Source organism: Oceanobacter sp. 4_MG-2023 (assembly GCF_030689165.1).
Taxonomy (GTDB): domain Bacteria; phylum Pseudomonadota; class Gammaproteobacteria; order Pseudomonadales; family Oceanobacteraceae; genus Oceanobacter.
Genome location: NZ_JAUYVV010000012.1, coordinates 25441 through 48836, shown reverse-complemented (window position 1 = coordinate 48836; position 23396 = coordinate 25441). Strand labels below are relative to the sequence as shown.

General features: G+C 52.1%; 20 protein-coding genes, 1 other RNA gene and 1 pseudogene. 8 read left to right on the top strand and 14 right to left on the bottom strand.

Annotated elements, in window-relative coordinates:
• Positions 1-3 precede the first annotated feature (3 nt).
• Complete coding sequence (gene carA / locus Q8W24_RS10290; RefSeq protein WP_303431856.1) at positions 4-1158, bottom strand: glutamine-hydrolyzing carbamoyl-phosphate synthase small subunit; 1155 nt, start codon at positions 1156-1158, stop codon at positions 4-6.
• Between the two features lie 485 nt (positions 1159-1643).
• Here carA and Q8W24_RS10285 point away from each other — a divergent pair, with 485 nt between their 5' ends.
• Positions 1644-2300, top strand: coding sequence for a TetR/AcrR family transcriptional regulator (locus Q8W24_RS10285; RefSeq protein WP_303431855.1), 657 nt, complete (start codon positions 1644-1646; stop codon positions 2298-2300).
• Between the two features lie 60 nt (positions 2301-2360).
• On the opposite strand, the gene dapB is transcribed toward Q8W24_RS10285, so the two are convergent.
• From dapB to grpE, 4 genes are all read right to left on the bottom strand, one after another.
• Positions 2361-3164 (bottom strand): 4-hydroxy-tetrahydrodipicolinate reductase, encoded by an 804-nt coding sequence (gene dapB, locus Q8W24_RS10280; RefSeq protein ID WP_305413983.1) that lies wholly within the window; start codon positions 3162-3164, stop codon positions 2361-2363.
• A 94-nt stretch (positions 3165-3258) separates the two neighbouring features.
• Positions 3259-4383 carry a molecular chaperone DnaJ gene (gene dnaJ, locus Q8W24_RS10275; protein WP_303431853.1) on the bottom strand — a complete coding sequence of 375 codons (1125 nt, stop codon included), beginning with the start codon at positions 4381-4383 and terminating at the stop codon, positions 3259-3261.
• A gap of 104 nt (positions 4384-4487) precedes the next feature.
• Complete coding sequence (gene dnaK / locus Q8W24_RS10270) at positions 4488-6398, bottom strand: molecular chaperone DnaK (protein WP_303431852.1); 1911 nt, start codon at positions 6396-6398, stop codon at positions 4488-4490.
• A 153-nt stretch (positions 6399-6551) separates the two neighbouring features.
• Positions 6552-7133: a nucleotide exchange factor GrpE gene (gene grpE, locus Q8W24_RS10265; RefSeq protein WP_303431851.1), complete on the bottom strand. Its 582-nt coding sequence runs from the start codon at positions 7131-7133 to the stop codon at positions 6552-6554.
• 160 nt (positions 7134-7293) lie between these two features.
• On the opposite strand from grpE, the gene recN reads away from it, so the two are divergent.
• The gene (gene recN / locus Q8W24_RS10260) at positions 7294-8973 is read left to right on the top strand and encodes a DNA repair protein RecN (RefSeq protein ID WP_305413979.1); all 1680 of its coding nucleotides are present in this window, start codon (positions 7294-7296) and stop codon (positions 8971-8973) included.
• A 312-nt stretch (positions 8974-9285) separates the two neighbouring features.
• Here the strand turns inward: recN and fur are convergent, their stop codons facing one another.
• A complete protein-coding gene (gene fur / locus Q8W24_RS10255; protein ID WP_303431849.1) occupies positions 9286-9693 on the bottom strand; it encodes a ferric iron uptake transcriptional regulator in 408 nt (135 codons plus the stop codon).
• A 93-nt stretch (positions 9694-9786) separates the two neighbouring features.
• Between fur and Q8W24_RS10250 the strand changes: the two genes are divergently transcribed.
• Positions 9787-10194, top strand: coding sequence for an outer membrane protein assembly factor BamE (locus Q8W24_RS10250; protein WP_303431848.1), 408 nt, complete (start codon positions 9787-9789; stop codon positions 10192-10194).
• Between the two features lie 29 nt (positions 10195-10223).
• On the opposite strand, the gene Q8W24_RS10245 is transcribed toward Q8W24_RS10250, so the two are convergent.
• Entirely contained in the window at positions 10224-10514 is a 291-nt protein-coding gene (locus Q8W24_RS10245) for an RnfH family protein (protein WP_305413978.1), read from the bottom strand.
• Positions 10507-10938, bottom strand: a complete 432-nt coding sequence (locus tag Q8W24_RS10240; protein ID WP_303431846.1) for a type II toxin-antitoxin system RatA family toxin — start codon at positions 10936-10938, stop codon at positions 10507-10509. Before Q8W24_RS10240 ends, Q8W24_RS10245 begins: the two co-directional genes overlap by 8 nt.
• Positions 10939-11426: 488 nt before the next feature.
• Here Q8W24_RS10240 and smpB point away from each other — a divergent pair, with 488 nt between their 5' ends.
• From smpB to Q8W24_RS10225, 3 genes are all read left to right on the top strand, one after another.
• A complete protein-coding gene (gene smpB, locus Q8W24_RS10235) occupies positions 11427-11909 on the top strand; it encodes an SsrA-binding protein SmpB (RefSeq protein ID WP_303431845.1) in 483 nt (160 codons plus the stop codon).
• Positions 11910-12121: 212 nt separating this feature from the next.
• Positions 12122-12479: a transfer-messenger RNA gene (gene ssrA, locus Q8W24_RS10230) on the top strand.
• A gap of 351 nt (positions 12480-12830) precedes the next feature.
• The gene (locus Q8W24_RS10225; protein WP_303431844.1) at positions 12831-13082 is read left to right on the top strand and encodes a YdcH family protein; all 252 of its coding nucleotides are present in this window, start codon (positions 12831-12833) and stop codon (positions 13080-13082) included.
• A 294-nt stretch (positions 13083-13376) separates the two neighbouring features.
• On the opposite strand, the pseudogene tadA reads toward Q8W24_RS10225, so the two are convergent.
• The 5 genes and pseudogenes from tadA to Q8W24_RS10200 form a co-directional block, all read right to left on the bottom strand.
• Positions 13377-13862, bottom strand: a pseudogene (gene tadA / locus Q8W24_RS10220) (tRNA adenosine(34) deaminase TadA); the annotation flags it as partial.
• 110 nt (positions 13863-13972) lie between these two features.
• Entirely contained in the window at positions 13973-14476 is a 504-nt protein-coding gene (locus Q8W24_RS10215; RefSeq protein ID WP_303431843.1) for a MotA/TolQ/ExbB proton channel family protein, read from the bottom strand.
• 156 nt (positions 14477-14632) lie between these two features.
• Positions 14633-14992, bottom strand: a complete 360-nt coding sequence (locus Q8W24_RS10210) for a translation initiation factor Sui1 (RefSeq protein ID WP_303431842.1) — start codon at positions 14990-14992, stop codon at positions 14633-14635.
• Between the two features lie 55 nt (positions 14993-15047).
• Positions 15048-16574 carry a sensor histidine kinase gene (locus tag Q8W24_RS10205; RefSeq protein WP_305475223.1) on the bottom strand — a complete coding sequence of 509 codons (1527 nt, stop codon included), beginning with the start codon at positions 16572-16574 and terminating at the stop codon, positions 15048-15050.
• 100 nt (positions 16575-16674) lie between these two features.
• Positions 16675-17163: an Lrp/AsnC family transcriptional regulator gene (locus Q8W24_RS10200; protein WP_305475222.1), complete on the bottom strand. Its 489-nt coding sequence runs from the start codon at positions 17161-17163 to the stop codon at positions 16675-16677.
• A 222-nt stretch (positions 17164-17385) separates the two neighbouring features.
• Here Q8W24_RS10200 and Q8W24_RS10195 point away from each other — a divergent pair, with 222 nt between their 5' ends.
• Positions 17386-19062 carry a 2-isopropylmalate synthase gene (locus tag Q8W24_RS10195; protein WP_303431839.1) on the top strand — a complete coding sequence of 559 codons (1677 nt, stop codon included), beginning with the start codon at positions 17386-17388 and terminating at the stop codon, positions 19060-19062.
• A 360-nt stretch (positions 19063-19422) separates the two neighbouring features.
• Positions 19423-20934, top strand: a complete 1512-nt coding sequence (locus tag Q8W24_RS10190) for an acetyl-CoA hydrolase/transferase family protein (RefSeq protein ID WP_303431838.1) — start codon at positions 19423-19425, stop codon at positions 20932-20934.
• A 210-nt stretch (positions 20935-21144) separates the two neighbouring features.
• Here the strand turns inward: Q8W24_RS10190 and Q8W24_RS10185 are convergent, their stop codons facing one another.
• A complete protein-coding gene (locus tag Q8W24_RS10185; protein ID WP_305475221.1) occupies positions 21145-23145 on the bottom strand; it encodes a hypothetical protein in 2001 nt (666 codons plus the stop codon).
• Positions 23146-23396 lie beyond the last annotated feature (251 nt).

Sequence of the window (23396 nt, the reverse complement as noted above, 5' to 3'; positions counted from 1 at the left end):
TGGTTATCCGTTGGCCTTGGCTTTGGCGGTTTCAATCAGATCAATAAAGTGGTCGAACAGCGGTGCTACGTCACGAGGGCCAGGGCTGGCTTCAGGGTGTCCCTGAAAGCTGAACGCGGGCTTGTCGGTACGGGCAATGCCTTGCAGCGTGCCATCGAACAGTGACTTGTGGGTTGCCTTGAGGTTATCAGGCAACGAACTTTCATCGACCGCAAAGCCGTGGTTCTGACTGGTAATCATGACCTTGCCGGTGGCCAGATCCTGTACCGGGTGATTGGCACCGTGATGGCCATGACTCATTTTCAACGTGGTTGCACCGGAAGCCAGTGCCAGCAGTTGATGCCCCAGACAAATACCGAATACCGGGATGTCGGTTTCCAGGATTTCCCGGATCGCTTCTATGGCGTAGGTACAAGGCTCCGGGTCACCCGGGCCGTTGGACAAAAAGATGCCATCCGGATTCATCGCCAGTACATCGGCGGCTGACGTTTGTGCCGGTACAACGGTCAGTTCACAACCGCGCTCGGCCAACAGGCGCAAGATGTTGTACTTGACGCCAAAATCGTAAGCGACAACCTTGAATCGGGTTTCGCTCTGTTCGCCATAACCTTCTCCCAGAGTCCAGTCGGTCTGGGTCCACTGGAAGGGTTCACTGACTGTGACTTCCTTGGCCAGATCCATCCCTTTCAAACCGGGGAAAGCCTTGGCTTCGGTCAGGGCCTGTTGTTGGCTCTCGTCACTCCAGGCATCTTCCGCTGCAATCAGACAACCGTTCAGAGACCCTTTTTCACGCAGGATACGGGTCAGGCGGCGGGTATCGATATCCGCCAGTCCGACCACGTTGTTGGCGCGCAGGTATTCATCCAGTGCTTGTTCGCTGCGAAAGCTGGAGGCCATTAATGGCAAGTCGCGAATAATCAACCCTTTGGCGGCAATACCAGCGGACTCAACGTCTTCGCTGTTGGTTCCGTAGCTGCCAATATGTGGGTAAGTGAGTGTAACAATCTGATTGGTATAGGACGGGTCAGTCAGGATTTCCTGATAACCGGTCATGGACGTGTTGAAAACAACCTCTCCAACAGACGTTCCCAAAGCACCGATACTGGTGCCCTTAAACAAGCTGCCGTCTTCAAGAGCTAGAATGGCTGGCGTAGACAAAACTGTATCCCCGAGCAAAGAAAAACAGGCGAAGCGAGGTACTAGGCAGGTACCCCATGCGTAAAAAAGCGGAATGCTGATCCGCTCATCGGCATTCCGCTAATTTCAGAAATTTTGTAATGGTCGGTGACTTCTGCAGGAGAAGCTCCGAGCTTTGATTAACCGGGAATTATACGCAAAAGACGCTTTTATGTCCATGGCGCTGAAGGTGTTCCGGGCGGTGTTCAGGTTATCTGCCCGGAATTCTGATAAAGCCCTTTTACATAACCGGAAAACACACCAGCCAGAACTCGCTTACACATTGTTACATACAATTTGAAACGGTATTTTGCTTCCAGAAACAGGCGATTTATTTACATAGTGACTATGGGTAGCCAGTTGCTGGACAGCTTGTCAGTTTTTTGCCGCGTATTCACCCGTACGGTACAGGCATTCCTGTTTGGCTTCAGGCGCGTAATGATAGAACACAAGAATGAGGGATTTTCATGCCTGTTGCTGTTGATGGTCGCCGACGGCTTGCTCCGGAGGAGCGCAAACGGTTACTACTCACACACGCTGTTGAGGTTTTTTCCCGGCGCGGTATCGGTCGTGGAGGCCATACAGATATCGCCGAATTGGGAGGGGTATCGGTAGCCACTGTTTTTAATTATTTCAAAACCCGTGACTCCCTGGTTATCAGTGTCCTGGATGAAATCGCCCGCTTTATGCTGGCGATGGCAGAAGAGGCTTTTACTGCAGAAGCAACCCCTCTGGCGCGCATTCGTGACTACTTCCAGCGCTTTTTACAAGCGTGTGAAGAACAGCCGGATTACATCAAGGTCTGGCTGGAATGGAGTGCATCACCAAGAGAAGTCGTCTGGCCTCGCTATTTGACACTGCAGTCAGAGTTGCTGCAGCAGTTATCCACCCAGATAGAAGCTGCCATCAGACAGGGTGAGCTGGAGCAAGGGTTAGCCGCAACAGAACGGGCCCGTTGGTTATGGGGTAACAGCCAGATGCTGACCGGGATGATGTTTGACCCACAAGGAAAACCCGACGATATCCATCGCATCGTCGATCAGGCGCTGGATCATTTACTGCGAGTAAAACACCAGCGAACCGAAAAGACTGCACGACCTGCCACGGCCGCCATGACGGCCTGAAAACCAGAGCCAGCCGAGTATCACAGGCAACCAACAATATCCGGTTGCCTGCTCTCACAGTCAGAAACCCAGCACATCCTGCATATCGTACAAACCAGCCCCCTGAGTGGGAATCCACAGAGCTGAACGCACCGCACCTCGAGCGAAGGTCATACGGCTCTGGGCTTTGTGAGTAACTTCAACCCGTTCACCTTCGGTAGCAAACATGACCGTATGATCCCCTACCACATCACCCCCACGAATGGTTTCAAAACCAATTTGCTTGTGCGGACGAGCACCGGTTTGGCCTTCCCGGCCGTAGCAGGCTACTTCTTTCAAATCCCAGCCCATGGTTTCTGCCACCACTTCTCCCATACGCAGAGCGGTACCGGATGGCGCATCGACCTTATGACGGTGGTGCATTTCAACCACTTCAATATCGCTCTCTTCGCCCATCACCTTGGCTGCCATACGCAGCAAATTCAGGCACAGGTTAACCCCTACCGAATAATTCGGGGCAAATACCACACCGGTGTGTTTTGCCGTGTCGGCCAGGATGGCTTTTTCAGCGTCACTGAAACCGGTTGTACCAATCACAATGCATTTGCCGTGGTGCTGGCAAAAGGCCAGGTTGGCCAGTGTCGCGACCGGGGTCGTAAAATCGATCAGCACATCAAACTGGTCAGCCACTTCGTCCAGGCTGGCGACGGCTGGAATACCCAGATCTTTCCCCAAACCGGCAATTGCGCCGGCATCAATGCCTAACATTGGGTCGTCGTGGCGTACAATTACGGCACCAATATCTGCGCCTTCCGCGGCATCAACAGCCTGAATCAGCACTCGTCCCATACGTCCGGCCGCACCGGTAATGGCAATTCGTGTCATGGTTGAATTCCTGATAAGAAAAAGCCCGAGGTGGCACAAGGTGCAACCGCGGGCTGTATTTGAATGTCAGCTTTTAATGGCCTCTAACGCCATTTCAAACGTCTTCGAAGAACCGTTTCACACCTTCAAACCAGCTCTTTTTTTGCGGCGCGTGTTTTTCGCCTGTCAGTGATTCCTGGAACTTCATCAGCAAGGCTTTTTGTTCATCGTTCAGGCTGACAGGCGTTTCAACCTGCACTCGACAGAGCAAATCACCGGCACCACCACCACGTACTGGCGCAACACCCTTGCCTTTCAGGCGGAACAATTTACCGCTTTGGGTTTCAGCTGGAATCTTCAGGCGTACCCGTCCATCCAGTGTCGGCACTTCCATTTCGCCACCCAATGCCGCATCCACAATACTGATCGGCACGTCGCAATAAAGATTGCGGCCGTCGCGATGAAACAGTGCATGTTCGCGCACACTGACCTGAACATACAGGTCACCAGCGGGTCCACCCATGGCGCCAGCTTCGCCTTCGCCCGACAGGCGAATACGGTCACCGGTATCCACACCTGGCGGAATCTTAACCGACAGGGTTTTGGTTTCTTCTTTTACACCACGGCCATGACAGCTGGTACACGGATCTTCAATGATTGTGCCCTGGCCATGACAGGTCGGACAGGTTTGCTGCACCGAAAAGAAACCTTGCTGCATCCGCACCTGGCCAACCCCATTACAGGTAGGACAGTGTTTCGGAGTGGTACCTGGTTTGGCACCACTGCCGTGACAAACTTCACAGCTGACCAGTGTTGGAATCCGCACTTTCTTTTCGACACCGCGAACGGCTTCTTCCAGCGATAATTCCATGGTGTAGCGCAGGTCAGAACCACGCTGCGGACCACCACGGCCACCGCCGCCAGCACCACCAAAAATATCGCCAAACACATCGCCGAAGATATCGCCAAAGCCTGCAGCACCAGCACCGCCGTATCCGCCACCACCCGCATTGGGATCAACCCCGGCATGACCGTACTGGTCATACGCTGCGCGTTTCTGGCTATCATTCAGGATTTCGTAGGCTTCCGTTGCCTCTTTGAATTTGGCTTCGGCATCCTTGTCATCCGGGTTACGGTCCGGGTGATATTTCATGGCCAATTTACGGTAGGCCTTCTTAAGGTCCTTGGCATCAATATCTTTTGATACACCAAGAATCTCGTAATAATCTCGTTTGGACATCGTCTTTCTTGCCTCAGATGGGAGCTATTGATCCAGCCATGTGAGACGCAAGACGGGAGTCAGCCCACCAGAGGTTGGCTGACTCCCGTCTCCCATCTGTCGTCTTACTTGTCTTTGACTTCTTCAAATTCAGCATCAACGACATCGTCATCCGCTGAAGAAGAGCCTGCATCAGCAGCACCGGCTTTTTCAGCTTCGGCCTTCTCGGCATACAGCTTTTGCGCCAGCGTACCAGAAGCTTCTGTCAGAGTGGTGGTTTTAGCTTCAATGTCAGCCTTGTCATCACCTTTCAGTGCTGCTTCAAGTTCAGTAATCGCTGTTTCAATGGCTGTTTTTTCTTCTTCCGTTGCCTTGTCACCGGCTTCTTCCAGCGTTTTCTTGGTCGCGTGGATCATGCCATCGGCGGTATTACGAGCCTGAATCAGTTCTTCAAAATGTTTGTCCGCTTCCGCATTCGCTTCAGCGTCCTGAACCATTTGTTCAATCTCTTCATCGCTCAGGCCAGAAGAGGCCTTGATCACAATCGACTGCTCTTTGCCGGTCGCCTTATCTTTGGCGCTAACGTTCAGAATACCGTTTGCGTCGATGTCGAAGGTGACTTCGATTTGTGGCGTGCCACGTGGCGCAGGCGGAATATCAGCCAGGTCAAAACGGCCCAGTGACTTGTTCTGGGCAGCCTGTTTACGCTCACCCTGTACTACATGGATCGTTACGGCAGTCTGGTTATCATCTGCAGTAGAGAACACTTGTGATTTCTTGGTAGGAATCGTGGTGTTCTTGTCGATAACCGGTGTTGCCACACCACCCATGGTTTCGATACCCAGAGTCAGAGGAGTAACATCCAACAACAGTACATCTTTCACATCACCAGACAGAACCGCACCCTGAATCGCAGCACCAACGGCTACCGCTTCGTCCGGGTTAACGTCTTTACGTGGCTCTTTACCAAAGAAATCGGCAACGCTTTTCTGTACCAGCGGCATACGGGTCTGACCACCGACCAGAATCACTTCGTCAATTTCACTGGCACTCAGACCAGAGTCTTTCAGTGCCATGCGGCAAGGATCCAGTGAATTCTTGACCAGCTCTTCCACCAGGCTTTCCAACTTGGCACGCGTCACTTTGACGTTCAAGTGCTTGGGACCAGTGGCATCCGCCGTAATATAAGGCAAGTTCACATCGGTTTGCTGACTGCTGGACAATTCAACCTTGGCTTTTTCAGCGCCTTCTTTCAGACGTTGCAGAGCCAATGGATCGTTGTTCAGGTCGATGCCGCTGTCTTTCTTGAATTCATCCGCCAGATATTCAATCAGGCGCATATCGAAATCTTCACCACCCAGGAAGGTGTCACCATTGGTGGCCAGCACTTCAAATTGTTTCTCGCCATCCACATCAGCGACTTCGATAATGGAGATATCGAAGGTACCACCACCCAGGTCATAGACAGCAACAGTCCGGTCGCCACCTTCCTTGTCGATGCCGTAAGCCAGCGCCGCTGCGGTTGGTTCGTTGATAATACGCTTGACTTCCAGACCGGCAATTTTACCGGCGTCTTTGGTTGCCTGACGCTGGGAGTCGTTAAAGTAAGCAGGTACGGTAATCACTGCTTCGGTAACGCTTTCGCCGAGATAGTCTTCAGCGGTTTTTTTCATTTTTTTCAGGATTTCAGCAGACACCTGTGGGGGAGCAAACTGCTCGCCACGTACTTCAACCCATGCATCACCATTGCTGGCTTCCATGATTTTGTACGGTACCATTTTGATGTCTTTCTGAACCACATCATCCTTGAAGCGACGACCGATCAGACGTTTGACCGCAAACAAGGTATTTTGTGGGTTTGTAACGGCCTGGCGCTTGGCAGATTGACCAACCAGTACTTCTTCGTCAGCGTAAGCGACGACAGACGGTGTAGTACGATCACCCTCTGCATTTTCAATAACTCTGGTCTTATCGCCATCCAGGATCGCCACACAGGAGTTGGTGGTTCCCAGGTCAATACCAATAATCTTACCCATGATAAATCTCTCCAAAACTCGAGCAGTGATCACTGCTTGCTTGTCTTTAACCGATTGCAACGAGGAACGTTGCGATGTATTTGCCTATGACTTGTATATGTGTCCGAAGCTGGCGCTTTCAAGGCATGCCATTAAATTTTTGCAACCTGCCATTCAGCTTGCAGAGCTGCCTTTACTCACAACAACCATTGCAGGACGTAACAAGCGACCGTTCATCAGGTAGCCTTTTTGCATCACAGCAACCACCGAATTGGGTTCGGCATCCGCGCTTTCGACCATGGTCATGGCCTGGTGGTGTTCAGGGTCAAACGGATGACCAACCGGATCGACCACATCGACATTAAACTTGGCCAGGGCCGACAGGAATCCGTTCAGCGTCATCTCGATGCCGTCACGAATGGCTTTGGTCGCCTCTTCTTCCGGTGCGGCCGCCAGGCCACGCTCCAGGTTATCCACGACGGTAACCATTTCGTTGGCAAATTTTTCCAGACCGAACTTGTGGGCTTTTTCCACGTCCAGTTCAGCACGACGACGTACATTTTGCATTTCGGCCTGAACGCGAAGAACCTGCTCTTTCAGATCAGCGATTTCTTGCTGGGCTGCTGCCAGCTGTGCTTCGACATCTGGCTGATCAGTGGCTGCCGCTTCTTCAGCCTCTCCGGTCTCAATACTGGCATCAGCTTGCTGATTTTCGTTTTGCAGGGCTTCGTCCTGATTTTTTTGCTCGTCTGACATGAAGTACTCCTCTCGTCGAAAAATGGCGCTCGCAGCTATATGGGGTTCCGCTCGTCGGATTCAAGGGTATAACCGTAAGAGAATTCAACTTGTCACTTGACAGTAACAAGTACTGTATATAAAAACACTGGTTATACATTCAGATAAAGGCGTTATTTTCATGCTCACCCATCTGTCTATTCATCAATTTGCCCTGGTTGAACATCTCGAACTGGAGTTTCAGCGCGGCATGGCCGTCATCACTGGAGAAACCGGTGCTGGCAAATCCATTCTGCTGGATGCTCTTGGTCTGGCGCTGGGTCAACGTGCCGATGCCGCCATGGTGCGACAAGGTGCTGAACGTGCGGAAATCTGCGCCAGTTTTTGCCCAACACCCAAGGCTCGTCAGTGGCTGGCTGGCCGCGATATTCCTGATGAAGAAGACCTTGTCTTGCTGCGGCGGGTTGTTTCGGCCGAGGGCCGCTCCCGCGGCTATATTAATGGCCGCCCCGCGTCTGCCAACGATTTGCGTGAGTTATCACAACATCTGATCGAGGTTCATTCCCAGCACGCCCACCAACGGCTGATGGAAAAAGACGCCCCTCGTGACATCGTCGATGCCTTTGGCAACCTGAAACCATTGGCCACCAGAGTCGCCAACTGTTTTCAGCAATGGCAACGTATGAAAAAACGCCTGCACAAGCTGCAGGAAGTCAGTAGTGAAGTCCAGGCTCAGCGTCAATTACTCAGCTATCAGGTAGAAGAATTACGAGAATTGTCTCTCGGCGTGACGGAGTTGGCGGATCTGGAGCTGGAGCATAAGCGCCTGGCCAATGCAGAATCCATGTTACTGGGCGGACAACAGGCACTGGCCGCCAGCACAGGTGACGACGGTGACAGCCAGGGAGCAGCCCAGATGGCCTGGGTTGCCTATCAGCAACTCTTGCGTATTGATGACCAGCACACCAGCCTGACAGAAGCACGTGACTTGATGCAGCAAGCCCAGATACTGCTCGAGGAAGCAGGTCACTCGTTACGTCACTATCTGGAGCAGGTAGACATTAACCCCCACCGGCTACAGCAGGTAGAGCAACGTCTCAGTGATATTTTCAGCATGGCACGCAAGCATCAGATCCAACCGACCGAGCTGTACGATCACTGGCAGCAGCAAGAAGCCGCACTTGCCGAACTAAGCATGTCAGACGAAGACCTCGCAGATCTGCAAGAGCAAGTGATCGCACTGGAACAGCGCTACTTGACCGAAGCGCAGACATTGAGCCAGGCACGCATCCAGGCCGCCGCCAGGTTGGATGCCAACGTATGTGATCAATTTGATGCCATGGCACTGGGGCGCACCCGGTTTGAAACCCATATCAACCCGCTGTCACTGAGTGAAGCAGGCAAGCACGGCATCGACCAGATCCGTTTTATGGTTCAAACCAACCCGGGGATGCCTGCCGGACCGCTGGCCAAAGTCGCCTCCGGAGGTGAGCTGTCACGAATCAGCCTGGCAATTCAGGTCGTCACCGCAGCCACCAGCGATATTGCCTGCCTGATTTTTGATGAAGTAGACGTTGGTATTGGCGGTGGCACCGCTGAACGGGTGGGTCGCCTGATGCGTGCTCTTGGTGAACGCGGCCAGGTCATGTGCGTCACCCACCAGCCCCAGGTGGCGGCGCAAGCACATCAGCACTTTATGGTCAGTAAGATTTCTGGCGATGAGTACACTCACACGCGTATTACAGAACTCGGCGACACCCAACGGACTCAGGAAATTGCTCGTATGCTGGGAGGTGTTGATATCACACACAGCACCATGACTCATGCCAAAGAGATGCTGGCACTGGTCAAACAGGCGTAGCGCTGGCTGACAAAGCAATAAAATGATACGGCCCAGCATGAATATTCATTAACCGGGCAAGATCACAGCACCGCCAACCGTCAAATAATCAGAGCGGCAAACCACACAGAAGCGCTATCAGAGAAAGGAAAACAGGCAGCAACGACGAATGTCGTCACCGATGTTACAGAGGCTTCGGCACAAAGGCACAAATCTGCCAACGACCGACGTTGGTAAAAAGCGGCCAAGGCCGCCATATCTGGGGAGACACATCACAGCCCCCTCATCTCCCCTATAAAACCAATGTCATCATCTGACATTGGCCAATACGGATTACTTCTTCTTGCGGATATAAAGCACCAGGCTGTGATCAACCAGGTCGTAACCGTGCTGTGCTGCAATTTCATGCTGCAACCGCTCGATTTCTTCATTGGTAAATTCAACCACTGTGCCAGAATCAACATCTACCATATGGTCGTGGTGACCTCCTTTATCCAGCTCAAACACAGAATGACCACCATCAAAATTATGGCGAGTCACCAGTCCAGCGCCCTCAAACTGGGTCAGCACCCGATAAACAGTTGCCAGCCCAACATCTTCACCTGCCTCAATCAATGATTTATAGACATCTTCAGCACTCAGATGCGCTTCCGGATTACATTCCAGAATGCTCAAGATTTTGATTCTTGGCAGAGTGACTTTCAGACCTGCTTTACGCAACTCCAGATTTTGATCGGACATTGCAACCCTCGAATATTTCACAGCGACTTGGTTCATCAGGTATCATCGTCCATCAATGCAAAAACGCAAACCTCCGGACGAGACAACAGCTGAATGATGCGAGCGACAATTCTGACTTTTTTACTTGGTTTTGCAACCCTTTCCGGCTGCGTTTTCCCAGGTGTACACAAGCTGAACATTCAGCAGGGCAATATCGTCACCCAGGATATGCTGGATCAGCTACATGCTGGCATGACGGCGCACCAGGTTGAATTCGTGATGGGCACCCCGGTACTGCAAAATCCATTCAACAGCCAACGCTGGGATTATATCTATACGCTGGAAGAGCGTGACGAAATCACCAAGCAATATCACATCCAGGTATTTTTTGATGATCAGGGCAATTATATGAACTACACCGGCACGCTGCCCAACGCGACGTTCTCGGAACAGAGCCAGCTGGATTCTCTGCCCCAGGAAGAAACCTCCGTCAATACCATCCCGGTCGAACTCACCCAGTAATGCGTCAAAATCACGCCAGGGCAAGCAGGCTACGCCTTTGCCTTGGCGGCACGATTGGCTCGCGCCTGCTTCGGGTCGATAATCAGCGGACGGTAAATCTCAATGCGGTCGCCGTCCTGAACCGCCTCAGCCAAATTTCTCACCGCCTTGCCAAAAATACCCATTTTGGCGGACTCCAGATCCAATGAAGGAAATTCCCGCTGAATACCAGAGAGACGGGCAGCTTCCAGCAAACTACTCCCGACAGGGACTTGCACCACCAGAATCCGCTGTTTTTCCGGCAACGCGTACGCCACTTCAACCGTTATTGTGTCAGCCATACACCACCTGAGCTCGCTTCACAAACGAATCAACCATCATATTAGCCACCTGTTTGAAGGCGACCCCCAAAGCAACACCGGTCAGTTTGTTTGCCACTTCAAATTCCATATCCAGGGATACCTTGCAGGCTTCCTCCGACAATTTTTGAAAATGCCAAATACCATGAAAACGGGTAAATGGGCCGTCCAGCAGCTCCATTTCCATCCGCTCCGGCTTGACCAGACGATTGTGGGTACTAAAACTCTGATTAATGCCAGCCTTGGCGATCGTCAGCCGAGCCTTGATAAAATCCTCACCCTCGTCAATCACCTCAGTCTGTCGACAACCATCCAGAAACTCCGGATAGCGGCGAACGTCATTCACCAGATCGAACATCTGCTCTGCACTGAACATCACCAGCGCACTGCGCGTAATGGTGGTCATGATACCTCTTGAATAAAGTTGAAAAACCGCTGACTTAACCGCCGCCAAGGCAACATCGAGACCGTAAACCATTCATCAAAAACAGCCCAACAGCCACGGGCAACAGACAACCCAGCCAACAAAAACTGCGCAAAGAATACCACTGAGTGGCAATAAAATGTTAGCTGAGAGAAACCCCTGCGTGTGGCCTTCCATTCTTCCACGCCAAAGCTCCTTGATAAAAAACACGCCATAATGACCCGTTCACCACTGGCCAGCGAATGTTCCCCAGGCTGGCAACGCAGTCAGAATCCAGATCCCAATCAACACCTCACACCACTCATACCGGTTTTATCTGAATTCATGTTATTCTCCTGACCAACCTGTGGCTGTATTGTTAAAAATTCTTCAGCTGTATCAAGTTGAGAACAACGCCAAAAACAGACGCTGATGCCACAGCATCCGACCAGACAAGTCCCACACCGCCCAGAGACATTCCTGTTGACAGTATGAGTACCAAAAAAAAGCCAAAAGCCGCCAGCTCGACCATCGCCTTGAACAAACGGGCTCGCCATGACTATTTCCTTGAAGACAAGCAAGAAGCTGGAGTGATGCTCAGCGGCTGGGAAGTCAAAGCACTGCGAGAAGGCAAGTGCCAGCTACTGGATTCATACGTCACCTTCCACAAAGGCGAAGTGTGGCTCACCGGCGCACTGATTACGCCGCTGAACCAGGCATCCAGCCACATCATTGCGGAACCCAGACGAGAGCGCAAACTGCTGCTCCACGCCCGTGAAATCGAACGGCTGGAGCAAAAAGTACTGGCCAAAGGCTATACCTGCGTCTGCACCGCCCTTTACTGGAAAGGCCATCGCGTCAAGGCCGAAATCGCCCTGGCCAAAGGCAAACAGTCCCACGACAAACGCGCCGCCAGCAAGGACCGCGACTGGGCCAAACAAAAAGAACGCATCATGAAACACTCGGTACGCTGATTTATCCTGTTTTCCAGGTACTGGTTCGATAGGTACTTGGCAAAACCCACGGATAGACGTATAGTTCCGCTCTTGCTACGCGAAATACTGCGTTGCCACAACAGTCAGAACATTACCTGCAAGGGAACCTGGCCGATAAAAAAGCCTATGGGTTTCTGACTGGACAGAAGGGCTGTTGCCCTGGGCTCACAAGCCTGAACAACACCGATTTTGGGGATGATCCGGATTCGACGTTGATTACAAAGCTAGTGGTGCATGCCGAGAGGGTAAGACGATCTCGTAAATCAAACGTTTTACATTTATATAGTCGCAAACGACGAAAACTACGCACTAGCTGCTTAATTGCAGCTTACCTCTGAACCCCGGTGCCTATAACAGGGGGACGAGGGCTAAGCCCTATAGGATCGCTTGGATGCTTCGCTCGGAGTTGAAGAGTTAAAACCAATCGAGCTCGTTCTGAACGCCCTGCCCCTCGGGCCGTGACGAACTAAATGAATAGAGACGGCTAAGCATGTAGATCTCCTAGTGGAGGATTGGCGGACGCGGGTTCAACTCCCGCCATCTCCACCAAATACGAAACCCCAACTGTTATCAGTTGGGGTTTTTTATTGCCTGTACCCCGCGCTACAGGTCCTATGAGGAAGGCCCAGAGCCTTTACGATAAAAAATGACCACTACCAAACACCTTATTCAGAGCTAAGCAGTTTGCACAAAATATAACCCCTACGGAAAGAGTTTGTGCGGATCAGCCAACCAGAAAAAGGCAATACAAGCCCAAGCATCAGATCTCCGGCTCATGCTTGTGATTTCATGATTGCAATAGCCTTCCACGCAGCATAGCCATTGTCTTTGAATCTGACCTGTATCAAGACTGCCTTACTGGCCGGCGTTATCCTGAATGCAGTCACCAAGGAGATTTACATGCCGATAGAAGCCCATGACCTGCACCACGATTTTCCAGAGTTGAGTGAACAGATTCGTGATTTGAAGATGAATGACCGTCATTTCGCCAAGCTGTTCGAAGAATACGATGTGCTGGACAAGGAAATACGCCATATAGAAGAACAAAAAGAAGCTGCTTCTGATGAACGTCTTGAAACGCTGAAGGTGCGTCGTGTTGCACTGAAAGATGAGCTTTACACCATGCTGAATCAGGCCGTTGATAACGCCTGATAGTGCTGGCCCGCTCCCCGACTCTGACTGACGTATCTCTCAGTCTCCGACTAACGCCTCGCTCTTGCGGGGCGTTTTTGATGGTGACCCCAAACCAGATACAAAATACCGGATGGCAGGCTTTTGCTGATACCTGTGGCTGCGCGCTTTATAAATAACGCCAAAATGCACTTTAACTTAACAAGCCGTCTCTCCGCCAGCATCGCAGCCTGACGGCTTGCCTGAATGATGGTCCGATGCATCCGGTTCCTCTTGAATGGGAGTGTCGGAAGTGTCCGGTTGTCGGGCAAGCGCTTTCAGGCGTTTGCGCGCCGCTCGCCGTGCAGCAAAGAAAGCCGACAACATCTGGCCACACTCTGCCGCCATCACACCACTCTCAATCTGGAAGGTATGGTTAAAGACAGGATTAGCGGCTAGCGGTATGGCACTGTGAACCGCACCGGATTTCGGTTCAGATGCCCCATACACCAGACGTTCGATACGGCTGTGAACCAACAAGCCATAACACATGGTGCAGGGTTCCAGGGTAACGTACAGGCAAGCACCACTGAGCCGGTAGTTACCAATGGTGGCGGCAGCTTCGCGTATTGCCAGCATTTCGGCATGGGCACTGGGGTCAAGATCGGTAATCTGGCGATTACGTCCACGACCAATCACCTGACCATGCAGCACAACCACGGCACCGACCGGTACTTCACCATCGTCAGCAGCGGTTTGCGCCAAGGCCAGCGCCAGAGTCATGGCTTCTTCATCACTGCTGATCAGCGATTGTGATGACATCGGCTTATGACTCACTGATTTTGCCTGCGGCTGTTATTTCTCTCACGACGGTTATTAAACCCATGGTTTGGCGTCTGTACTGTTAAAACAGGCAGCATGATACCCACTGCCTAATCGAAAGCCAGTACCGTTTTGATGCGCCGTTTTTCGTGTTCAATAATCCGTCTCAAGACGGTTTGTGCCAGCAAGCCTGTGATCGCGCCCACCATACCGGCAACCGTTGACAAGATGGCTTTGGAAATACCAGCCGCCATGGGTTTGGGGCTACCGGCACCGAGTTGCACCATGACATCAAATACTTCAATCATGCCTGTGACCGTCCCCAGCAAACCCAGCAGAGGACAAATAACAATAAACATCCGGATAGTAGTGAATCCTGCATCCAGCCCCATCGTCAAACTGGCCAGCAGTTCCTGATGAATCTGTCGAGAGATCCAGCTGTGTTTACAAGAACGGGAACACCATTCCTGCTGTGCAATGGCGCATCGTGCCGGGTGCACTGCCACCACATACAAGGTGCGTTCGATCAGGTACGCCCAGAGTAAAAAGATAACCGCCATAATGGGGTAAATCACTTCACCGCCGCGTTCCAGAAACAAGCTGATTTCTTCCATTAGCGCAGACTCCGGCATGCTATTGAAGTCATCAGCTTATCGTGTTGGCAAAACAAATAATCAGGTTGTTGGGCCAGGTTTGAAGTACATCAAACCTGGCGGACAATTCATCAGATCGTCATTCGTTTAATGAGGCAGTGTCATGTATCGGGCTTATTATCCGCCAGATTTTTTCACCGTAAAACCACGCCGGGTCAGCTCAGACATCAGCAAATCACGCTGCTCCCCCTGAATTTCAATAACACCATCCTTGAGTACACCACCAACGCCACATTTCTTTTTCAGCTCTTTGGCCAGTGTCTTAAGCTCGGCTCCGATCAGCGGCACTCCGGTCACCAGAGTCACAACCTTGCCACCACGCCCTTTGGTTTCTCGTGCCAGACGCACAATCCCGTCACCCTGGGGTTGCTCTGGCTCTCCGCAGCGACACTGTGCCACGGCTTCCCGACATGCGGGGCAGGTACGTCCAATTTCAGTGGAATAGACCAGTCCACCGCTGTTTTTTTGCTTGGCCATGTGATTCCTCATTGTTGCTACCGCAACGCTAAATCATTCACAGCCATTCGGCAAATCAACCTGCCGCAGAGCTGGCACTGCTCGATAACGTTGCCACAGGAAATGTCAGCATCACTTGGGTACCGACTCCCAACTCACTATCAATGGTCAAATCCCCACTATGATAAGCCATCACAATAGCGACCTCCGCCAACCCCAAGCCGTTTTCCGGCACTCCCCAATCCGCATGGATCCAGCTGTTCACCGCGGTAGCATCCATGCCCTCCCCGGTATCCCGGATGGATACACATACCGTGTCGTTCACGGTTTCGAGGCAAATGGTTATCTTGCCCGGATCACTTCCAAGGGCTTCACGGGCATTGGCAAGCAGCTGCCGAAATGCCAGACGAACCTGACTCTCAACACATTCAATTCCGGGGATAGGCGTTGTTTCAATTACCAGGTTGATACGTTCATTGAGCGACTGCTCCGCGACCACCTTCTGCATCAAGGCAGCCAGATCCAGGCTCTGTCGAGGCTCTGGGCTGGCCAGAACATGTAGTTCGTTGATTCTCCGGTGGACTTGCTCCAGATTGGTTCTGAGCCTGACCAGCTGGCCCGGAGGATGATCGCGACCATCGGATGCCAGCCATTGCTTCACTTGCTGCTCAGACTCGGCCAGTGGCTGATTGGATTCTTCTGTAATGGCCGCAACCAGATACCCCAACGATGCCATTTGCTGCGAGTGAGACAACAGTCGCTGGGTACGCTCCAGTTCATCAAAACGCTGCTGCAGCTGGCTCTTGCTGTTTTTTAACGCCCTGTTACAAGCCTGCATCTCATGTTCCAGCACTTGCTGCTCTTGACGGGCGTTTTGCTCCTCTTGCTGGCAACGCCGCAGCTCCGCTGCTGTAGACGTTAACAAGTAATTGATCTTGCCCGTTAATGCCTGCAATTCACACAGCCTTTCCTGACATGTCACCGGGGGCTGCTCAGTACAACCAGGGACAATCCCCTGGAGTTGCCGAATCAGCTCACCCAGCGGGCGAGTCAGTCGCTGATAGAAAATCACCACCAGCGCCAGCACCAGCAAAAGGTTGCGTACCACCTCCAGTGCCATGGTCATCGCTGCTCGTTCTCGAAACTCGGTATGAATTTCACGCTTATCAATCCAGACGGTCAAACTGCCTATTTTTTCAAAATGTGCTTCCACCAGATTATTGCCGAGCAGGTCGACTGTTTTTTCCAGCAAGTAAGGCTGCAGCAGATCATTTTTCAGATCATCAGCCGACAGTCCACGCCGCTGGCTATAACCAGACAAGTCATCGTCGACATACACTGACACAATGGAGCGATCCAGCATCAACCCTTCAAAAATCAGCTGAACGGCGGTGTTATGGTATTGCTGCAGTGCCAATGCCAGCTGATCGCTCTGATACACCAGCAAGGTATCCAGATTGGTCTGAAAACGTTCTTTTTCTATTAGATAATCGATGCGAATTTGTACTGCACTAAACAGCACACTGAGAACCAGGCTGCATATAAGAATGTAGCCTGTCAGTTTACTTGCTGCTGAAGGAAATTGAGGTATCACAGTTGCCATTGCCTGATTCCGCTGGTTCTACCTGAGTATAGCCGCCTCCGCTGCCGCTGTTTGGAGCGGACACTCGGCAAAAACGACACTGCATCACAACACTGGCCTGCTAATCCAGTGGCAAAGCACTGCGATCGACCACCTTACGCATTACAAAACTGGAATGAACACCGCTGACACCTTCAATACGAGTCAGCGTTCCAAGCAATAATTGCTGAAAGGCTTCCATATCACGGACAATAACCTTGAGTACATAGTCTGCCGACTGACCGGTAATCAGATAACACTCCAGTACTTCAGGGCAAGCATCCACCGCAGCCTCAAAGGTAGCAAATCGTTCCGGTGTATGTTTGTCCATATTAATATGTATCAACGCCAGCAAATCCAGGCCCAGTTTTCGGGAGCTGACATGAGCACGATACCCTTCAATCACGCCGCTGTCCTGCAATGCCTTGACCCGGCGAGAACAGGGCGAGGGAGACAAGCCAACCTGATCAGCCAGCTCCAGGTTCGACAAGGCTCCATGCTGCTGCAACAGCGCCAGAATACGCCGATCGGTACGATCCAGAACAACCAGGTCACGAGCAGATCGACTCATGCAAATCTCTCCATCAATATCTTTGAGGAAGCCGCAGAAAAAGCATCTTTTACCAAGCCTAAAAGCAACTCAGCAATTTATCACCAACAATTCAAGATATAGAACAATATTCACAAAAACAACCGTGCAAAACCACAACAATTAACAATCTTTCATCCCGTACTTCACTTTACACTGTACCCAGTTTCATCACAGCAATCTGAATACCAGTACGGAGCCACCATGAGTCATCATAAATACAGCAACCCGGACTTCAATCCGGAAAAATACCCGCGTTTTCCTGTTATCCGGAAAAGCGATCGCCGCTGGCCCAATGCGGAAATCAAGGCGGCTCCGCTGTGGTGCTCTGTCGACCTGCGTGATGGTAACCAGGCGTTGATTGAGCCCATGAACGTTAGCCAGAAACAGGCAATGTGGCACTTATTGGTCGATATGGGCTTCAAGGAAATTGAAGTCGGCTTCCCTGCTGCATCACAACCGGACTTCGACTTTGTCCGCTGGTTGATCGAAGAAAATCGTATTCCGGATGATGTCACGATCCAGGTGTTGGTACAGGCGCGTAATGATCTGATCGAACGCACCTACGAAGCCCTTGATGGTGTGCGCCGCGCCGTGGTGCACGTGTACAACTCAACCTCTCCGGTCCAGCGCCAGAAAGTCTTTAACCTCGACAAGGCCGGTATCATCGACATTGCCCGCAAAGGCGCTGCCAAGGTACAGCAAGTCGCACGGGACTATCCGGCAACAGACTGGACCTTCCAATATTCACCAGAAAGCTTTTCCGGTACGGAAGTCGACTTCGCCGTCGAGGTGTGTAATGCCGTCATTGATGTTTGGCAGCCCACTCCCGAGAAAAAAATCATCCTCAACCTTCCTGCCACGGTTGAATCGGCCATGCCCAATGTATTTGCTGATCAAATTGAATGGTTTTGTGATCATGTTGAAAAACGCGATAGCCTGTTAATCAGCATCCACACCCATAACGACCGGGGTTGTGCCGTAGCCGCAGCGGAAATGGCCATTCTGGCCGGAGCCGATCGTATAGAAGGCACCTTGCTGGGCAATGGTGAGCGCACCGGGAATATGGATATCGTTACCATGGCCATGAACCTCTATAGCCAGGGCATCGACCCGCAGTTGGATATCAGCATGGCTGACGACATTATCAGCACCGTCGAAGCCTGTACCAATATCAAGACCCATCCGCGCCACCCCTGGCTTGGAGAACTGGTATATACCGCTTTTTCCGGTAGCCACCAGGATGCCATCCGTAAATGCCTCGCCGTGCAAACAGCGAGTGAACACTGGGATGTCGCTTATTTGCCAATCAATCCGGAAGATATCGGTCGCAGCTACCAGTCTGTCATCCGGGTCAACAGCCAGTCGGGCAAAGGAGGAGCCAGTTATTTGCTTGAGCAGGAAATGGCCATCACCTTGCCACGCTGGGTACAGATTGAACTGGCCCAACCTGTGCAGGCATTGGCTGAACGCAGTGCCAGCGAACTGCAAACCGACGATATCGTCAGCTTGTTCCGCCGCACCTTTATGACCAGCCATGGCCAGTTGCAACTCGACAGCTACACCCTTGAAGGCAGTGGCAGCCAGACCGCCGTTCAGGCTTGCCTTAACGACGGCAGCAACCTGATCAGCTTGCACGGGCACGGCAACGGTGCGATCAGTGCCTTTACTGACGCCATCCACCGCGCATTAGGTGTGTCGGTCCAGATCGTGCAATTTGATGAGCAATCATCCGGTGAAGGTTCGGATGCCGGGGCTGTCGCCTTTATCCAGGCCAATATCAATGGCCAACGCTACACTGGCGCGGCAGAAGACGAAGACACATTAAGCGCCAGCATGAATGCCGTTTTGGCGGTGGTGAACCAGTCTATCGCCCAGTAGTCTTCGAGAGAACAGCATCGGTGCAAAACTAACGACTGCAAGGCTTGCACCGGTGCTGTTCTCTACTGTCTTTTGTATAACTAACTAACGTATCACCGACAGCCAATACCGCAACGTTATAAGATAAGCTCGCCCTGCCCTCAGCGTTTTACGCTTACAGCGGTATTTCCCGCCCGTTTTGCAAAAAAACCACCTGACAATTATGTCATTTTACTCAACACACTGTTTTTATAGACTTAAGTCGATACCGAAAGATGGTACTTAGCACGCATAAAGCCATACTATTTGGCACGTATTGGCATAAAAAAGACATGAAATACGCCAATCGGATATTACTCTTTATATAACCGGGACTTTTCTATGGCTACAGATTCACGCATGCTCTGCACGGCACTCTCTGATCGACTTATGTCTGCCGAAGACGCCGCCGCACTGATACCTGCTGGCAGCACCGTTGGCATGAGCGGCTTTACTGGCGCAGGTTACCCTAAAGCCATTCCTGCTGCTTTGGCTGATCGTATAGAAAAACTGAACAACGCTGGCGAAGAATTCCGCATCAACATCTGGACTGGCGCGTCAACCGCACCGGAACTGGATGGTAAGCTGGCGGCCGTCAACGGCATCAATATGCGTTTGCCTTTCCAATCAGATCCAATCTGCCGTGAAAAAATCAATAACGGCAGCATGGATTACATCGATATCCACCTGTCCGAAGTATCCCAGTACGCCTGGTCCGGCTTCCTTGGCAAAATGAACATTGCCGTCATCGAAGTCACTGGTGTACTTGAAGATGGTCGCCTGATCCCTTCCTCTGCGGTTGGTAACAACAAGACCTGGATCGAACAAGCTGACCACATCATTCTGGAAGTCAACAGCGCTCAAAGTGCTGGTCTGGAAGGCATGCACGATATCTACTACGGTACTGCCTTGCCGCCGAACCGCAAACCTATCCAGATCAGCAAGCCGACCGACCGTATTGGCAAGCATTATCTGGATTGCCCAACCGAGAAAGTCATTGCGGTTGTTGAAAGCCACGCTCCCGATCGCAATTCAGCGTTTAACCCACCAGATGAAATTTCGCGCCGCATTGCCGGCCATATCCTCGAATTCTTCGAGCAGGAAATTGCTCTGGGACGTATGCCGAAAGAATTGCTGCCAATCCAATCCGGTGTGGGCAACATTCCTAACGCCGTACTGGAAGGTCTTGATGCCGGCCCATTCAAACAGCTGACTGCTTTTACCGAAGTAATCCAGGACGGCATGCTGGCCATGCTGAAATCCGGCACTCTGGCAGCCGCATCTTCTACCGCTTTCTCACTCAGCCCGACCGCCATGGACGAGCTGAACAATAACATCGACTTCTACCGGGAACGGATCATCTTGCGTCAGCAAGACATCAGTAACCACCCGGAACTGATTCGTCGTTTGGGCGTGATCGCCATGAATGGCCTGATCGAAGCCGATATGTACGGCAACGTCAACTCTACCCACATTATGGGTAGCCGTATGATGAACGGTATTGGTGGTTCCGGTGACTTCGCCCGTAACGGTTATCTGTCGATTTTTGTAACGCCATCAACCGCCAAAAACGGTGCCATCTCTGCCATCGTGCCAATGGTTTCTCACGTTGACCACACGGAACACGACGTCAAGATTCTGGTTACCGAACACGGTCTGGCGGATTTGCGCGGTCTGTCTCCAAGACAGCGTGCACACGTCATTATAGAAAAATGTGCCGATCCAGCCTTCCGCCCAGCCTTGCGCGATTACTTTGATCGCGCCTGCGCCAGTGGTCGTGGCATGCATACTCCGCATTTGCTGGGTGAAGCATTAAGCTGGCACCAACGTTACGAAGAAACCGGCCATATGTAAGACGATGTAATATCGTTTTGATGGTTTCCAGCCATCAGGTGTCAGCTCCTGACCCTGATGGCTGATCTTCTTCAGATGCTGGCTATTCAGTTCTGATATCAAGCTTTCTATTCTTTTCCAGCCCTGCACTCAGACAGTCCCAACACCAGCCACAACACCAGTCACTATGACTGCAACCCCTTACCACCATCCCTGTGTGTCAGATCAACGTTATCGCTGTAACGACTGCCATTCCGACTCCGTCAACCAGCTTGCTTCTGGCAGCCCCAAAGATAACGCCAACCGAACCAGGCCGTGCAACCAGCTGCATGCATTCGCTTGTGGTATTTCGCCCAGCCGCGCCGCAGGGTGATTACTGAACCCCAGTACCTGACTGCTATCCAGATGCAGGCGACGACAATGCCCAATAAACACTTCCGGGCGCATATCACAGAAAACCAGACGCTGACGTACAATCTCGGGGAACAGACCACTGATAATTTGATCGTCAACCTGACAACCGGCTTCGGCTGAATCCCTGGCGTGGCGAAACCGGCCAGGCTCCAGCAAGTACACCAATGAATGTGGCCGTTGATGCTGTTGCAAGCGCTCACTGATCTGTAATGCCTGCTGCAAAGACTGATAACCACTGGCCACCAGCTGAATTTCCGCAGCACAATGCCCATGCAAACACACAGCCCCATGACTGACCAACTGCTCTGCCATCGCCGGTGTCATAATAGAGGCAACCGGGCCATCCGGAATGACTAGCTGCATCACCACTCCAGTCTCACCGTAGCAGCTCTTTAAAGCCGCCTGCGCAGTATTGCCATCCGGGATCAACAGCACCCGCATCTGATCGGCACTTTGCGACAACAAGAGTTCTGTCATTTCAGGAGCGGCAGGGTCATGACGACAAACCAGTGGCAAGCCAGCCCAGGGGGCGGCTTCATCATCCAGCTTTTGCCGACGGGCAAAGGCAATCGCCTGTAACACCGGCTCCAGTATGGCAAGACCGGCAGACTCGTGTGTCACCAGCATATTGATGCCCATCTGATTGCCCAAGCAGGCATTGACCAGTAATTCACCATCGTGATGATGAAGCAAAGCTCCGGCTGTTCCGGCACTGCGAAGCCCCAACCGCTCACAGCTGATCGGCAATGTCTTTTGTACAGCACCAAGGTGGCTCGCCAGCCGAGGCCGTAATGCCGGATTAATTTCACAGATATCGGCGAAGTAACGATCCAGCACTGACAACACGTCATGCGGTTGTTGCGCACCTTGCCAATGCGGGTCTGGACGGTTCACCGTTACCATAAAAGGTCGTAATGGCTGACGCGGCTGTCGTAGTACTGCAGCCTTGGCAGGCCAACCGGTACTGGCTGCTGGCTCAATTGCGACTGCAATAACCGGCTGGCACACCAGCGTAAGCCAGGGCAACCAGTGTATATCGGCAGTCTGTCGCAACGGCCACTCCGCCTCAGCTTCCAGCAATGCACAAGCAATATTGACTGGTCTGGTATCGGTTAATAACAGCTCATCACTATCCACGGGCTGCTGACCATTGTCCGCAACCCAGACCGGAATCAATACACCGCTATCCTGCCGGGACCACCAAGCCAGGGTGCGTCCCATTCGCTCTTTTAATTCGTCAATATCACCATCCATCACCAGCAAGGCCACTTCTCCTGGTAACGGTTGATGGACAGCCTGAGTTACCAAGGTATCCAGCGGTGCTCTGGCTCCCATCAGTTCAGGCGAAATCCAGGGGCCAGGCAGAATCTGTTGCTCCGTATCCCGGCCAAATTCCTGTTCAAAACGAGTCCAGCCATCAAGAGTTAACGGATAACGCTGTTGGCGGGCACGGTTTGCACTGCCAGTAAGTAACTGCCAGATTTCCAGCGCCGCTCCCATGCCTGGCAGAGCCGATAACCAGTCGCGGCGCTTGCCCGTCAGGTGGTTGATCAACATACCCGCAGCGGCCAGTTGCATCAGTACCTGCCACTGAGCGGCGGAACCTGGCATGGATAAAAACCCGGCTTGTCGTTGCAGCGCCGGAATACGGTCATACAGCTGATCAGACAACCGCTCGGCCACCCACAAGGCTTCCGTCACCCGACTCATCGGCACAGAACAACCGGCCTGTGCCAGCGCACGAGACAACCGACCGGCGTCCGAGCTAACATCCAGACTGCCGCCGGTTTCTTTAAGTACCATTCGTTCACGTGCCATCACGCTCTCCAGACCAATCATTGCCAACAGTTAAAGACACATCCACCCGCTGCCAACACAAAAAACAGAATAAAACCCACCTGCACCATCGTTTTAATGGATCCATACCCGGCGCAATCTGAACCGGTCATCGGCGAGCAGGCTGTTATTACTGCAGCGGATTTCAGCTACTTTATTAGTCTAGGAGCAGCCACTCTCTGGTGTCTTGCCGTGCATCAACCCCTGCCGTATCAATCACAGTGAGAGAGCAG